Source organism: Sellimonas sp. (genome assembly GCF_047234585.1).
Taxonomy (GTDB): domain Bacteria; phylum Bacillota; class Clostridia; order Lachnospirales; family Lachnospiraceae; genus Sellimonas; species Sellimonas caecigallum.
In genome coordinates this window covers 111,927-126,150 of record NZ_JBKSWG010000001.1, presented here as the reverse complement: position 1 = coordinate 126,150, position 14,224 = coordinate 111,927, and the positions used below count along the sequence as shown (strand labels likewise).

Sequence of the window (14,224 nt, the reverse complement as noted above, 5' to 3'; positions counted from 1 at the left end):
TGTTACTTCGCACTGGCTACATACTTCAGAGGCATCCGCACAGTAAAAGTCGTCCCCTCTCCCTCTTCACTGTATACTTTGATGGCTCCACGATGCATGATCACTGAGTTTCTCGCGATTGCAAGTCCAAGACCTGTTCCGCCGATTTCCCTTGAGTGAGATTTGTCTACCCGATAAAAGCGTTCAAAAATGTGTTCCTGTGCCTCTTTCGGAATCCCGATTCCAGAATCCGTTACCTTCAGATAAAAAAACTTATGATCCGCGTTGAGCGATACATGTACCCATCCGTTTTCATGGTTATACTTGATGGCGTTCTCCACAAGATTGCTGACGCACAGGGAAAACTTCGTCTCATCGATCTCTGCCTCCACCGGGCGGAAAGATTCAAAAAGCACTTCTATGTTCTGCTTTTCCGCGATAGGACGAAGTCGTTTTAAGATACGCTCCACGACTTCATTGATATTGAGATTTTCAATATTCATGTCCGTCGTCGTCTTATCCATCTTGACAAGAGAGAGCAAATCGTTGATGATCTTGTTTTCCCGCTCGATTTCCTCCGACATGTCCGCCATAAACTCCCGGTACAGTTCCGCCGGCACCTCCTCTTGCGCCAGCAGCGAATCCGCCAATACTTTCATTGAAGTGATGGGAGTCTTCAGTTCATGGGAGACATTGGAAACAAACTCCTGTCTCGATTCATCCAGGACTTTAAATCTCTCGATCATCTTGTTAAACGCTTCAGAGAAACGTTTCGTCTCGGCAAACGTCTCTTCGTGCAGATAATCCTCATCGTAGCTTTCCGTCATACTCTGCACCGCCTTCGTCATCCTGTTCATCGGACGCATGATATACATACTTGCAAAAAATGACAAAACAGCAAGCACCACAAGCGCCGTGATCACGACGATATCGATCGTCTGCTCCAGATTATCCTGGATAGAAAGTATGTTGTCGGTAGAAATACTGGCAAGCAGAACTCCGACAGTCTTTCCGCTGGTGGTCTCCTGAATAGGAGTTGTGATCTCTATGTAGCTATTTTTGTCATCGTATCTGCTGATACTTTCGCCTTCAAAACAGCGCACTACATCTCCTGATATGACTGTTTTCCCGATGTCGGTCCCGTATGTGTCATCCACGATCTTATAAGAACGGTCGATAACCAGAACACGCCCATTATAGATATTGGAAAACTGTGTAAGCTCCGCGTCAAATGTCTCAGACACACCCCCGGACATAAGACCGGAAGAAGAAGCCTGATTGCCTAGTATTGTGCATTGATTCTGAATCTCCGCCATCTTGAACGATACGATGTGGCCTTCATTGGATTTCAAAACCACTCCCCTGATGATCAGACATGGAATCATGCCTGAAATGATAATCATCACCATCAAAAGCAGCCTGAGGCTTTTGAACAGATGGTGTCTTATCTTGATCTTACCCCCTAAAATAATAACCAACTCCCCACTTCGTATAAACATATTTCGGATCGCTTGGATTTGCCTCGATCTTCTCACGCAGTCTTCGGATATGTACGTCTACCGTGCGCGCATCTCCCGGGTACTCATATCCCCATACAAGATTTAAAAGGTCTTCCCTCGAATACACTTTGTTCGGGTTGTGTGCAAGAAGTTCCAGAAGATCGAATTCTTTTGCCGTGAGATTGATTTCCCGGTCCTTCGAGAAGACTCTCCTGCTTTCGCAGTCCAGTTTCAGATCTCCCTTTTTGATAACTTTCGAATTTTCTGCTTCCCTGTCTTTTTTCCCGGTCCGGCGCATGATCGCTTTGATCCTGGCTTTTACTTCCAGAATATTAAATGGTTTTGTGATGTAGTCGTCTGCTCCGTACTCAAGCCCCAGTATTTTGTCCATATCGTCTCCTTTTGCCGTGAGCATGACGACCGGAACATCTGAAAACTCGCGGATCTGCTGACAAACTTCGAAACCATCCAGTTTCGGAAGCATAATATCCAAAAGGATCATATCATAGTTATTCTCTCTCGCACAGGCGAGCGCCTCCTCTCCGTCATATGCGCAGTCCACTTCCATACCGTCCTGTTCCAGACTGAAACGGATCCCTTTTACGATCAACTTTTCATCATCTACGACCAATACCCTTTTTGCCATATTTCTCCCTCGCTAAACTGTAATCTTATCTTTCATTTTTTCGAAAACTCCTTCCTTGATCCCGGATATTTCCATGATCTCTTCGATGGAATCAAACCCTCCATTCTCTTCTCTGTAAGACAAAATGCTGTCTGCCTTTGCCTCCCCGACACCCGGCAGCGTCATGAGCTCTTCCCTGGAAGCTTCGTTTAGGTTGACTTTTCCTTCTTCCTTTTGTCCTCCTGCCTGACTTCCAGCACCATCTTCTTTTGTTTCTCTTAGAGCATCCGCTTCCTCCGATGACGGCACGTAAACTTTTGCCCCGTCTTTTAAGATCTCGGCCTGATTCAGATAAGAAGCTGACGCTTTCTCCGTCATACCGCCCGCCTTTTCGATGGCTTCGTAGATCCTGCTTCCGTTTGGCAGCTCCACGACCCCCGGCTTCCTTACTTCTCCGCAGACATACACGACAAGGTTTTCCTCTTTTGTATTTTCCTCCGCCTCTTTTTTATCGTCTGTGTCCGCCTGTGCTTCGTCTTTTTGCTGCTCTTCTTCCGGTGTTTCCTCCTGGTCGGATACAGGTATTTCCCGAAGGGAATCCCCTCCCTTTTTCCCGCATCCGATCATCCCGATCAATACCACAAGTATCACAAGACAGAGTTTCCGTATTCTTTTTTTCTGCATACTTCTCCTTATCGTACAGAACGATAAGCCCCCTCTATGCGATAGTTCTATTGTAGCGAATTTTGTTTTAAATTACAACTCTATTTCCATTGGAAAATCGCAATTCCCACAAGAGCCAGCAAAAGCCCGGCCGCTTTTTTTAGTTCAAAGGGCTGTTTATCCACACCGAAAAGCCCCATCAGCTCTATGAGATACGCCACGATCAGCTGTGCGATAACAATCAGAAGCGCCGCTTTCGCAGGACCAAGCGCATCCATGCTTCTAATGACTGTCCAAGTAATGCCAGCTCCGATAGCTCCGCCAAGGAGCATGTATCTTGGATGGACGTGCAAAAGTTCTCCCACAGGCTCCCTGCCCATGGCCGCCCAAACGAACAGACAGACGATAAAAGCGGAAAACTGCACCCACATATTGCTGACCCACATTCCCGCTGTTTTCGTAACCTGTGTGTTGAATACTCCCTGGACACTCATGAGAGCTCCTGATATCAAAGCAATAATAAACCCGGTCATACTGGAATCCTCCTTCCTTCTTCTTGAAGTATGATTCTTTCCAGTATGCCGGGTTTCTATGCATGCAGTCTTATTCCAAAATCTCTTTCAGAATCGTGATCATGCGGTCTACCTCTTTCTCTGTAATGATGAGAGGCGGCACAAACCTCAGAACATTGCTCCCAGCCCCAATCACAAGCAGACCTTTTTTCAGCGCTTTCCCTGTGATTTCGGAGATTGGTACCGTCATCTCAATTCCTTGCATGAGTCCTTTTCCTTTTCGTTTCACGACACAGCTGTATGTGTCCACAAGCTCATCCAGCTTTTCTGCCAGATATGCCCCTACTTTCCTTACATGTGCGGGGATATCCTCCCTTTCAAAGATCTCTGCTGTCTTTGCTACAGCCGCGCAGGCAAGCGGGTTTCCTCCGTATGTTGTCCCGTGATCTCCCGGTGCAAGGGAAAATTCCGCCACTTTTTCCGTCATAGCGAAAGCTCCTACCGGAAATCCGTTTCCGATGGCCTTTGCCATTGTCAAAATATCCGGTCTTACACCGAACTCCTGCCACGCGAACATAGAACCTGTGCGTCCCATTCCACACTGAACTTCATCGCAGATCATGAGGATTCCTTCGTCATCACAGAGCTTTCTGATGCCTTTCATAAATGCTTCCGTTGCCAGATTGATACCGCCCTCCCCCTGGAGAGGTTCCAGGATAATGGCACATGTCTTTTCATTTACAAGCTCTTTTACACTGTTAAGGTCATTGTACTTTGCAAAGCGAACGCCGGACAAAAGCGGCTCAAAAGGCTTTCTGTACGCTTCATGACCGGTCACGGACACTGCACCGAAACTCCGCCCATGAAAGGACTCTTCCATGGCTATAAACTCATAGCGTCCTGTTCCTTTTGTATATGCATATTTCCGCGCCGCCTTCAGAGCGCCTTCCACTGCTTCCCCGCCGCTGTTTGTAAAGAAAATCCTATCCATTCCGGACAGTTTTTTCAACGCTTGGGCCGCTTCCTTCGTCCTCGTGTGAAAATATAGATTTGACGTATGACACAGCTTGTCAATCTGCGCTTTCAGCGCCTGGTTCCACTCTTCGTTTCCGTATCCGAGGGAACACACCGCGTAACCTGCCGCGAAATCCAGATACGCATTCCCTTCCTCATCGTACAGATATGCCCCTTTTCCGTGATCCAGCACGACTGGAAAAGGATTGTACGTATGTACAATGGCATCCTGCACCTCTTTCATATATTGATTATCCATGATAATATCGACACTCCTGATCGTTCAGAATCGCTGTTCCGATTCCTTTATTTGTAAAGATTTCAAGAAGCAGACAGTGCGGAATACGCCCATCCATGATATGGATACGGGATACCCCGTTCTCCAGCGCATGGATGCAGCTTTTGAGTTTTGGGAGCATACCGCCTTCAATGTATCCATCCCTGATCAGCCCAAGGGCCTCCTCTGCGGAAAGTTCCGGAATGAGGGTAGACGGATCATCCGGATTTTTGTACACACCTTCAATATCCGTTAAAAACGCCAGCTTTTCCGCATTGACCGCGCTTGCGATCTTGCACGCAGCCTCGTCCGCATTGACATTGTATGCCTGGAAATCGTTGTCCAGACCTACAGAGCAGACAATTGGGAGAAAATCTTTCTCGATGAGATCAAACAGGATCTTCGGCTCTACGTCGCATACCGTTCCCACGTAACCGATATCCTCTCCGTCTGCGTATTTTCTTGTCACTTTCAAAAGACCGCCGTCCTGTCCGCTGATACCGATTGCTTTGATCCCAAGTTCTTCTACAAGCTGTACAAGCTTTTTGTTGACTTTGGAGAGAACCATCTCAACGATTTCCATCGTCTCCTCATCTGTCACACGGAAACCATTCACAAACTTCGGTTCCTTTCCAACTTTCTTTACCCATCTGCTGATCTCCTTGCCGCCGCCGTGGACAATGATCGGTTTGAAACCACATAGTTTCAGAAGAACGACATCCTGGATGACCCGTTTTTCCAGTTCTTCATCCAACATGGCGCTTCCTCCGTATTTTACAACGATGATCTTCCGGTTGAATCTCTGGATATATGGCAATGCCTCAATGAGCACTTCGGCTTTGTCCAGATATTTTTGCATACTCTTATCCATCCCTATTACCTCCTAACTTCTGTAGTCTGCATTAATCTTTATATAGTCATATGTAAGGTCGCATCCCCAGGCGGATGCTTTTTCCCCTCCCATCTTGATGTCGGCAAGGGCGATGACTTCCGGCTGAGAAAGAATCTTTGTGGCATCTTCCTCGCTGTAGGCCACCGCTGTGCCGTTCTCAATGATCTGGATCTTACCTGCGCTGCTCACAAAATACAGATCCACTTTTTCCGGGTCAAAGGATGCTCCGGAATATCCCATGGCACAGAGGATACGTCCCCAGTTTGCGTCATGTCCTGCGATGGCTGTCTTCGTCAGATTAGAGCAAACGATGGATTTTGCCAGTGTCTTTGCCTGTTCTTTTGATTCACATCCAACGACCGTCGCCTCAAAAAGAGCTGTCGCCCCCTCCCCGTCGCCTGCGATCCGTTTTGCCAGATACACATTGATCTCGTGGAGCGCTTCCGCGAAGGTATCAAAATCCTCCGTCCCTTCTTTGATCTCTTCATTGCCCGCAGCCCCGTTGGCAAGAAGGAGCACGGTGTCGTTTGTGGAGGTGTCGCCGTCCACAGAGATCATGTTGTACGTATCATCCACATCCTGGCTCAGCGCCTTCTGAAGGGCTTCTTTTCCGATGACTGCATCGGTCGTGATAAAACTGAGCATTGTGCACATATTCGGGTGGATCATTCCGGATCCTTTTGCCATCCCTCCGATGGTAACGGTCTTGTCTCCGATCTCGATCTCCACTGCCAGTTCCTTCTCTTTTGTATCTGTCGTCATGATCGCTTTTGCCGCCAGCGTGCCGTTCTCAAGGCTGTCATTTTTCTTTTTGACAAGTTCTCCTACCCCTGCTTTGATGCGATCGATAGGGAGCTGTTTTCCGATAACTCCTGTGGATCCAAGCACGACGCTTCCAGACGGGATCCCAAGAGCTTCCCCTGCCGCCTTCGCAGTCTCTTCACAGTATCCCATCCCTTCCGCGCCAGTGCAGGCATTTGCAATTCCAGAATTTACAACAACCGCGTGGACCGGCTGACCGCTCTCCACGATCTTTCTGTCCCATTTGACCGGCGCCGCTTTCACGACGTTTGTCGTAAATGTCCCTGCTGCCACACAAGGCTTTTCACTGTATATGAGCGCCATGTCTGTCCGGTCCTGATACTTGATCTTTGCCGCTGTGCTGGCAGCTTCAAATCCTTTTGCTTTTGTCACTCCTCCTGTTACAACTTTCATGTTTCGCTTCCTCCTGTTATTTGATAAATGTCGTAATATTCTCCTCATTCAGTGTAAAATCATAATAATTCAGATCTTCCCGTTTTGTCCATCCGATCTTATTCCAGAATGCATTGCCGATGTCATTTTCCGTAAATGCGATGAGGGATACTTTATTTATGCCTTCTTCCCGCAGAGCATGCATGGAAACGGCCACCATCTGTTTTCCGATGCCGTGTTTCCGATAAGCTTCTTCTACACAGACGTGGTAAAAGCAGCCGCGCCGTCCGTCATGTCCGCAAAGGATGCATCCCACGATCTTTCCGTCCGCCTCCGCCACCACGCTGGTGGTAGGATTCCTTTTCAAAAACCGCTCTACCCCATCCCTGGAGTCGTCAATACTGCGTATCCCAAACCCGTGTATGCTTTTCCAAAGTGCATACACCTGATCATAGTCTTCGATTGTCATTACCCGAATTGCCATTTTTTATTTTACTTTACGGGAACATCGGAACAAGATTGAGGCCTTCGTTTTCCGGAAGGCCAAACATGAGATTCATGTTCTGTACCGCCTGTCCTGCCGCTCCTTTCACAAGATTGTCCATGGCTCCCATCATGATGATCCTTCTTGTCCTCGGATCGATCTTGAAGTTCACGTCCACGTAGTTGCTTCCCTCCACCCATTTCGTCTGAGGGCAGACATCTTTTTCCAGAACACGTACAAACTGTTCCTTTTTATAATAAGCATCATATATTGCTTTTACTTCTTCATAGGACACTTCTTTCTTCAGTGATGCGTAACCTGTCACAAGGATCCCTCTGTTCATCGGCACAAGGTGCGGTGTAAAATTCAGCACGGTTGGTACTCCGGAAGCATATGTGAGCTGCTCCTCGATCTCCGGTGTGTGGCGATGTCCGGCCACCCCGTATGCCTTGATGTTTTCATTAACTTCGCAGTAGAGGTTATCTACCTTGGCACCTCTTCCCGCCCCTGACGTCCCGGACTTGGCGTCAATGATCAGTGTATTCATATCGATAATCCCTTCTTTTGCAAGAGGATACACGGACAAAATGGAACAAGTCGGATAGCAGCCCGGATTGGCAACAATCCTTGCCCCTTTTATCTTTTCCCTGTTGATCTCACAGAGCCCATATACTGCTTCGTCCAGAAACTGCGGACTCTTGTGCTCGATCTTGTACCACTGCTCGTACGTCCGCTGATCCTTGATGCGGAAATCCGCGCTCAAGTCAACAACCTTTGTTTTGGAAAGAATCGTCTCATTCAGCAAAGAAGCGCAGAATCCTTGCGGTGTCGCTGTAAAAATCACATCCACCTTATCTGCCAGCTCTTCCATATTATCGTCTTTACAGATGTCGTCCACGATCTGAAACATATTTTGGTAGACATCCGCGTACTTCTTATCTATATAACTTCTGGAACCATACCATTTGATCTCCGTATCTTTATGTCCCATGAGGATCCTCACAAGCTCGCCGCCTGCATATCCCGTAGAACCGATAATCCCTGCTCTAATCATACACTTTATTCCTTTCTCTTTGTCACTCAAAGCCTTGTAGCTTTTAGTATACAACCAGTTTTTTTCTTTCGCAAGTATATTTACGCATATTTTTTGTATATTTATTCCAGTAAATTGCATATTTTTTTGTGTAATATGCATTTTATAATATTTTTTCTATTTTTTCCTTGCATATTTATGTAGAAAGGTGTATAGTAACTCATGTGATTTGCAAAAACAATTTTTCAGGAGGACATAGATTATGAAAGAAAAAGTGGTACTTGCGTACTCAGGCGGTCTGGACACAACCGCGATCATCCCATGGTTAAAGGAAAATTTTGATTATGAAGTCATCTGCTGCTGCATCGACTGCGGTCAGGGCGAAGAACTGGACGGACTGGAAGAACGTGCAAAATTATCCGGAGCTTCCAAATTATACATTGAAAACATCATCGATGAATTCTGTGACGATTATATCGTTCCTTGTGTACAGGCCGGAGCAGTCTACGAAAACAAATATCTTTTGGGCACATCTATGGCCCGCCCGGGAATCGCAAAAAAATTGGTGGAGGTTGCAAGAAAAGAAGGCGCCACAGCAATCTGCCACGGTGCTACCGGAAAGGGAAATGACCAGATCCGTTTCGAACTTGGCATCAAGGCTCTGGCTCCGGATCTGAAGATCATCGCTCCTTGGAGAATGACAGATATCTGGACAATGCAGTCTCGTGAAGAAGAAATCGAATACTGTAAGCAGCACGGTATCGACCTTCCGTTCGATGCAAGCCACAGCTATAGCCGCGACCGTAACTTATGGCACATCAGCCATGAAGGGCTGGAACTGGAAGACCCGGCTGTGGAGCCAAACTACGACGATCTTCTCGTCCTTGGAGTGACACCAGAAAAAGCGCCGGATGAACCGGAATATGTGACAATGACTTTCGAAAAAGGTGTGCCAAAAAGCTTAAATGGAAAAGAGATGAAAGTTTCCGAAATCATTACTGAATTAAATAAGCTTGGCGGAAAGCACGGGGTCGGCATCGTGGATATCGTGGAAAACCGTGTTGTTGGCATGAAGTCACGCGGTGTGTACGAGACACCTGGCGGAACAATCCTGATGGAAGCACACCAGCAGCTGGAAGAACTTGTTCTTGACCGCGCTACATACGAAGTTAAAAAAGACATGGGAAATAAACTGGCGCAAGTTGTCTACGAAGGAAAATGGTTTACACCGCTTCGCGAAGCAATACAGGCATTTGTAGAATCCACACAGGAATATGTGACAGGAGAAGTCAAATTCAAACTCTACAAAGGCAACATCATCAAAGCCGGCACGACATCCCCGTACTCTCTGTACAGCGAATCTCTCGCAAGCTTTACGACAGGAGAACTTTACGACCATCACGACGCAGATGGTTTCATCAACCTTTTCGGACTGCCGCTCAAAGTGCGCGCTATGAAACTGGCTGAAGCAAATAAGAATAAATAAGCATAAAAAGGGGCGAAAACGCCAATGTCATTAAGTTAAGGAAAAATAATTAGATTCTTATATTAGAAATAATATAGGAGTCTTTTTATTTTGTAAAAATAGTTGACAAACAAGATAGAATGTGCGGCCGCTTTCGCTACCGATATATATTAAGGTTGCGAAAGCGGCCCTTGTAATTAAGGAATATCTTGATTGCAAGGAGGATACATTATGAGTCACTATATTGAAAAGGTTACGGTTTCACTAGAAAATCTAATTTCAGAATTGGCAAGAAATCCATCTTTGTTCTTGAAAAATCCAGATACTGATTTTTCAAGAAACCGCAAAATTAATTTTAAGACATGTGTTGGCATTACCATGAATTCCGGCGGTTGCACGCTGAATAAAGAACTCTTGGATTTTTTCGATTTTGATGTGAATGCTCCTACTGTTTCAGCGTATACACAGCAGCGGGCTAAAATTCTACCAGAAGCATTTGAATACTTATTTCATGCGTTTACAGAAGAAAATGCTCAAACAAAAAACTTATATGAGGGATATCAACTTTTGGCTTGCGATGGCAGCAATCTAACTATTGCACCGAATCTAAACGACCCGGAAACTCTTTGGAAATCAAATCAACTTGGTGCAACCGGTAATCACTTACATCTAAATGCCCTGTATGATGTTTTAAACAGAACTTATATTGATGCATTGGTTCAAACTGCCTCTACGTATCAAGAACACAGAGCATGCATTCAAATGATAGAAAGGGTGACATTGGACAAAGTTATATTAATTGCTGATAGAGGATATGAAAACTATAACATTATGTCTCACGCAATAGAAAAAGGCTGGAAATTTTTGATTAGAATAAAAGATGTTCACAGCAATGGCATTGCATCAGGCTTAGAACTTCCACAAACGGCAGTTTTTGATATGGATATCAATCTGATTCTGACACGAAATCAAACTAAGTCAAAGAAACAAGCAGGATATAAATTCATGCCAACAGTACAAACCTTTGATTATCTTCCAATAGGAAGCAAAGAGGATTATCCTATCTCCTTTAGAATTGCAAGGTTTAAAATAGCAGATGATTCCTATGAAACGGTAATTACAAACTTGGACCGTTTTTGCTTTTCGGCAGAAAAACTTAAGGAATTATATCACTTAAGATGGGGCATAGAAACATCATTTCGTGAATTGAAATATGCTATAGGGCTAACTAGTTTTCATGCCAAAAAAGTGGATTACATAAAGCAAGAAATATTTGCAAGATTGACCTTATATAATTACTGCGAATTAATTACAACATATGTAGTTGAACACACAGAAAATATAAGTAAGAAAAATCAGGTGAACTTTACTATTGCCATTTACATTTGCAGAGAATATCTGCGACGCAAACGGAAACTTCGTCCACCTGATGTGGTTAAACTGATAGAAAAACATATATTACCAATAAGACCTGGGCGTCGAGACCCTCGGAAAGTCAAACCTCAGGCGTCAGTAAGTTTTCTATACAGGGTAGCATAACCATTCATCATTATATAGGATTATAGACAGATGTACAATCCATCTGTCTGTTTGCCGTGCAAAAAAACAGATAACAAAATGAAAAAAGCAAAATACAAGTGAGATTTTACCTACTTGCATTCTGCTTTTTTTAATTTTTAAATTAACTTAATGACATTGGCGAAAACGCCCCTTTTTCGTGTCATTCTTCTACCCTCACATTACTTCATCAATGACTCTTTTTGCATTTCTATACCATATTTTTTCTACCTGACGTTCGGTAAACCCATTTTTTAAAAGCGCCTCTTTCAATACGTCTATCTCCCCGATATTCTCGATCTCCATCCTTGCAGCGCCGTGGAATCCATCAAAGTCGGTCCCGATAGCCACAAAGTCCTCGCCGCCTTTTTGGAACATATGTTTTACATGTGCAACCATTTCTTCAATCCGGCATTCATCTGTATTTCCCAAAAAGTGCTGGTAAAAATTCAGACCGGCGATCCCGCCCTTTTCCGACAGCGCCCGGATCTGTCCATCTGAAAGATTTCTTGGATGCTCTTTTATAGCTCTTGCATTAGAGTGGGATGCCACAGGCGGTTTGCTGCTGTAACGGATCACATCCCAGAATCCCCCTTCCGACAAGTGCGACACATCTACGATCATACCAAGCTCGTTCATCCGCTCTACCGTAAAGATTCCAAACGGTTTCAATCCTTTTCCCATTGTGGCCGGATCTTTGCTGTTTGGATATCCCATGCAGTTTTCGTAATTCCATGTCAGAGTGATCAGACGGATCCCCATCTGCCACAGTTCTTCGATCCTTGCGGAATCATCGTGGATGACACCTCCTTCTTCCAATGTGAGGAACGCAGAAATCTTTCCTTCTCTCTGATTGCGCTCAAGGTCTCTTCCGTTTCCTGCAAACGCGATCTCCTCTGGATACATCCAGATCTGTTTTTTCAGGCAGGACGCCATGACACGAACATATTCATATGCCTGCTCGTACCTGGACTTTCCCAAAAATTCATCCATACAGATAAAGCAGGCAAAAAACTGTGCAGCCGATCCCGCTTTCCTGAGTTTTTCCAGATCTACTTTCAGGTTGTTCTTTCGCAGGTCCTTTGGTGTTTCTCCCGAAAGCATCTCATAGATGGTATCACAGTGCATGTCAATCAAATTCATAAGCGGAGGCTCCTTTTCATATGGTAGTATAGTCTAATATAAGCGGAAAGGAATCGATATATGAAACAGAAACGCCCTTCCATCGGTATCGTCGTCTGCGCACGGGAACGAAACCGGATTTTCACAAGTCTGCCATACATCCAGTCTGTCGCCGACCATGGCGGAATGCCTTTTTCCATCCCTTATTTCGAAGATTATCCGCCTTCCTTTTTCCGGGAATGCGAAAAAAAATTCGACGGATTTCTCTTCTGCGGAGGCGGCGATATCAATCCTTTGCTCTTTCGAGAACTGCCGTCCGGACATCTTGGAGACACTGATTTTTCTTTCGATCTCTTCCAGCTCCGATTTATGACCGATCTGCTTGAACATTCCCGAAAGCCAACCCTCGCTATCTGCAAGGGGATGCAGATTCTCTCTATCGCCTGCCAAGGCAGTATTTACCAGGATTTATCCGAAAACCCGACATTTTTCAACCACAGCTATCCTTCCAGATACCGTTCTGAGCCGGCCCACACGATCCAGACTGAAGAAGGAAGCATGATCAGGGAAATCCTTGGGGAGACGGCCCGGGTCAACAGTTTCCACCATCAGGGAGTAAAAACAGCCGGCTCCGGTCTCATATGCAGTTCCTATGCTCCGGACGGTATGCCCGAATCCATCGAAGGGACTTCCCACCCTTTCCTGCTTGGCGTACAGTGGCATCCGGAATGCATGTATCTGTCTTCCAAAAAAATGAGCCGCATCTTCTCCTTCTTCCTTGGCTCCTGCTGACATCTGCATCCAGGATTTTTCACTCCCCGGTGTTCGTGCTAAGGCTCAAATGGATAGACGACTCCCCATGTTTTCCGGAGCTCATCCATCTGCCGCATCATATAGAGTGTCTCACTGTGGGGCATCTGCGGGCATTCAGTCCTTCCTTCCTGGATCGCCTTTATGGCTGCCCGCACTTCGTACTCGAATCCCGTGATCTGTTCCGGGACAGTCATCTCCCGTACCAGTCTTTTGGCATTGTCGTATACCTGGATCCGGTTCACGTTATTGATATTCCACGCGATCAGATATCCTTTGTCTCCGTAGACAATGCCGGCCTGCTCCGTCCCTCCGAGCATACTGCTGTGCATGGACGCTATGCACCCGTCACTGAACTGGAAGACCGCTGTATTCTGGGCGTCTACTCCTGTCTCCAGCTTTGTGCAGCATGTAGTCACAGACTGAATCTTGGCATCTGTTACCATCCGGATAAAGGAAAGAGGGTAGATTCCCACATCCAGAAGAGCTCCCCCTGCCAGCTCCGGTTTGCGCAGTCTCTCCACGTGATCGATCTTGTATCCAAGGTTCGCCGTGATCATATGTACTTTTCCGATCTCTCCGCCTTTGACGATCTCATCGATCATTGTCCTGGAAGGAAGGAATCTCGTCCACATTGCTTCTCCTACAAAGATCTTTTTTTCCTCTGATATTTTCAGGACTTCTTCTGCCTGAGCAGCGTTCGCTGTGAAAGCTTTCTCGCAGAGCACCGGTTTTTTGTGTTCCAGACAAAGCTTGATATGTTCATAATGGTGGGAGTGGGGCGTGGCTATATAGACAAGCTCCACTTCCGGATCCCGGAGCATCTCTTCGTATGAGCCGTACGCCTTTTCAAACCCGTTTTCCCCGGCAAATTTCTGCGCTTTCTTAAGATTCCTGGAAGCCACGGCATAGCCTTTTGCATCTTCCATTCCATTTAATGTCTTTGCCATAGTTCCCGCGATGTTTCCCGCGCCAATGATACCAATCTTCACGATCGTTTTCCTCCTTTTCATGATCTTCGCTATCACGATTTTACCACATTCATCTTCTCCATGCCACACCCTGCCGGAAGGAAAACGGCTTCGAAAAAATGCCATT

Annotated in this window: 14 protein-coding genes; 3 read left to right on the top strand and 11 right to left on the bottom strand. The window is 45.9% G+C overall.

The features are described from left to right. Positions 1 to 2: 2 nt before the first annotated feature. The 9 genes from ACLROL_RS00530 to argC form a co-directional block, all read right to left on the bottom strand. Positions 3 to 1,478, bottom strand: coding sequence for a sensor histidine kinase (locus tag ACLROL_RS00530; protein ID WP_087210534.1), 1,476 nt, complete (start codon positions 1,476 to 1,478; stop codon positions 3 to 5). Continuing rightward, the gene (locus tag ACLROL_RS00525) at positions 1,435 to 2,124 is read right to left on the bottom strand and encodes a response regulator transcription factor (RefSeq protein ID WP_087198905.1); all 690 of its coding nucleotides are present in this window, start codon (positions 2,122 to 2,124) and stop codon (positions 1,435 to 1,437) included. Before ACLROL_RS00525 ends, ACLROL_RS00530 begins: the two co-directional genes overlap by 44 nt. A 12-nt stretch (positions 2,125 to 2,136) precedes the next feature. After that, positions 2,137 to 2,787, bottom strand: coding sequence for a helix-hairpin-helix domain-containing protein (locus ACLROL_RS00520; RefSeq protein WP_413067137.1), 651 nt, complete (start codon positions 2,785 to 2,787; stop codon positions 2,137 to 2,139). Between the two features lie 80 nt (positions 2,788 to 2,867). Continuing rightward, positions 2,868 to 3,299, bottom strand: coding sequence for a DMT family transporter (locus tag ACLROL_RS00515; protein WP_087198903.1), 432 nt, complete (start codon positions 3,297 to 3,299; stop codon positions 2,868 to 2,870). A 70-nt stretch (positions 3,300 to 3,369) separates the two neighbouring features. Further along, positions 3,370 to 4,551 (bottom strand): aspartate aminotransferase family protein, encoded by a 1,182-nt coding sequence (locus tag ACLROL_RS00510; protein WP_087198902.1) that lies wholly within the window; start codon positions 4,549 to 4,551, stop codon positions 3,370 to 3,372. Then, complete coding sequence (argB, locus tag ACLROL_RS00505) at positions 4,544 to 5,440, bottom strand: acetylglutamate kinase (protein WP_087198901.1); 897 nt, start codon at positions 5,438 to 5,440, stop codon at positions 4,544 to 4,546. The genes ACLROL_RS00510 and argB overlap by 8 nt, the downstream gene beginning before the upstream one ends. Before the next feature lie 12 nt (positions 5,441 to 5,452). Further along, the gene (gene argJ / locus ACLROL_RS00500) at positions 5,453 to 6,676 is read right to left on the bottom strand and encodes a bifunctional glutamate N-acetyltransferase/amino-acid acetyltransferase ArgJ (RefSeq protein WP_221919478.1); all 1,224 of its coding nucleotides are present in this window, start codon (positions 6,674 to 6,676) and stop codon (positions 5,453 to 5,455) included. Between the two features lie 16 nt (positions 6,677 to 6,692). After that, on the bottom strand, positions 6,693 to 7,139 hold the full coding sequence (locus ACLROL_RS00495; RefSeq protein ID WP_413067136.1) for a GNAT family N-acetyltransferase: 447 nt from the start codon (positions 7,137 to 7,139) through the stop codon (positions 6,693 to 6,695). Positions 7,140 to 7,152: 13 nt separating this feature from the next. Further along, positions 7,153 to 8,193 carry an N-acetyl-gamma-glutamyl-phosphate reductase gene (gene argC / locus ACLROL_RS00490; RefSeq protein WP_087199232.1) on the bottom strand — a complete coding sequence of 347 codons (1,041 nt, stop codon included), beginning with the start codon at positions 8,191 to 8,193 and terminating at the stop codon, positions 7,153 to 7,155. A 241-nt stretch (positions 8,194 to 8,434) separates the two neighbouring features. Between argC and ACLROL_RS00485 the strand changes: the two genes are divergently transcribed. Together ACLROL_RS00485 and ACLROL_RS00480 are read left to right on the top strand one after the other, a co-directional pair. After that, entirely contained in the window at positions 8,435 to 9,658 is a 1,224-nt protein-coding gene (locus ACLROL_RS00485) for an argininosuccinate synthase (RefSeq protein ID WP_087198898.1), read from the top strand. A 210-nt stretch (positions 9,659 to 9,868) separates the two neighbouring features. Beyond that, positions 9,869 to 11,176 carry an IS4 family transposase gene (locus ACLROL_RS00480; RefSeq protein WP_055156218.1) on the top strand — a complete coding sequence of 436 codons (1,308 nt, stop codon included), beginning with the start codon at positions 9,869 to 9,871 and terminating at the stop codon, positions 11,174 to 11,176. A gap of 195 nt (positions 11,177 to 11,371) precedes the next feature. Here ACLROL_RS00480 and ACLROL_RS00475 read toward each other — a convergent pair whose 3' ends face one another. Next, positions 11,372 to 12,337 carry a dipeptidase gene (locus tag ACLROL_RS00475; protein ID WP_087198897.1) on the bottom strand — a complete coding sequence of 322 codons (966 nt, stop codon included), beginning with the start codon at positions 12,335 to 12,337 and terminating at the stop codon, positions 11,372 to 11,374. Between the two features lie 60 nt (positions 12,338 to 12,397). On the opposite strand from ACLROL_RS00475, the gene ACLROL_RS00470 reads away from it, so the two are divergent. Next, complete coding sequence (locus ACLROL_RS00470; protein WP_413067135.1) at positions 12,398 to 13,108, top strand: gamma-glutamyl-gamma-aminobutyrate hydrolase family protein; 711 nt, start codon at positions 12,398 to 12,400, stop codon at positions 13,106 to 13,108. Positions 13,109 to 13,146: 38 nt separating this feature from the next. On the opposite strand, the gene ACLROL_RS00465 is transcribed toward ACLROL_RS00470, so the two are convergent. Then, on the bottom strand, positions 13,147 to 14,118 hold the full coding sequence (locus ACLROL_RS00465; protein ID WP_087199230.1) for a Gfo/Idh/MocA family protein: 972 nt from the start codon (positions 14,116 to 14,118) through the stop codon (positions 13,147 to 13,149). Positions 14,119 to 14,224: the final 106 nt, after the last annotated feature.

Excerpts from the sequence above, each read along its gene's own strand:
- ACLROL_RS00530 (WP_087210534.1), bottom strand. The coding sequence starts at position 1,478 with ATGTTTATACGAAGTGGGGAGTTGGTTATTATTTTAGGGGGTAAGATC.
- ACLROL_RS00525 (WP_087198905.1), bottom strand. The coding sequence starts at position 2,124 with ATGGCAAAAAGGGTATTGGTCGTAGATGATGAAAAGTTGATCGTAAAA.
- ACLROL_RS00520 (WP_413067137.1), bottom strand. The coding sequence starts at position 2,787 with ATGCAGAAAAAAAGAATACGGAAACTCTGTCTTGTGATACTTGTGGTA.
- ACLROL_RS00515 (WP_087198903.1), bottom strand. The coding sequence starts at position 3,299 with ATGACCGGGTTTATTATTGCTTTGATATCAGGAGCTCTCATGAGTGTC.
- ACLROL_RS00510 (WP_087198902.1), bottom strand. The coding sequence starts at position 4,551 with ATGGATAATCAATATATGAAAGAGGTGCAGGATGCCATTGTACATACG.
- argB (WP_087198901.1), bottom strand. The coding sequence starts at position 5,440 with ATGGATAAGAGTATGCAAAAATATCTGGACAAAGCCGAAGTGCTCATT.
- argJ (WP_221919478.1), bottom strand. The coding sequence starts at position 6,676 with ATGAAAGTTGTAACAGGAGGAGTGACAAAAGCAAAAGGATTTGAAGCT.
- ACLROL_RS00495 (WP_413067136.1), bottom strand. The coding sequence starts at position 7,139 with ATGGCAATTCGGGTAATGACAATCGAAGACTATGATCAGGTGTATGCA.
- argC (WP_087199232.1), bottom strand. The coding sequence starts at position 8,193 with ATGATTAGAGCAGGGATTATCGGTTCTACGGGATATGCAGGCGGCGAG.
- ACLROL_RS00485 (WP_087198898.1), top strand. The coding sequence starts at position 8,435 with ATGAAAGAAAAAGTGGTACTTGCGTACTCAGGCGGTCTGGACACAACC.
- ACLROL_RS00480 (WP_055156218.1), top strand. The coding sequence starts at position 9,869 with ATGAGTCACTATATTGAAAAGGTTACGGTTTCACTAGAAAATCTAATT.
- ACLROL_RS00475 (WP_087198897.1), bottom strand. The coding sequence starts at position 12,337 with ATGAATTTGATTGACATGCACTGTGATACCATCTATGAGATGCTTTCG.
- ACLROL_RS00470 (WP_413067135.1), top strand. The coding sequence starts at position 12,398 with ATGAAACAGAAACGCCCTTCCATCGGTATCGTCGTCTGCGCACGGGAA.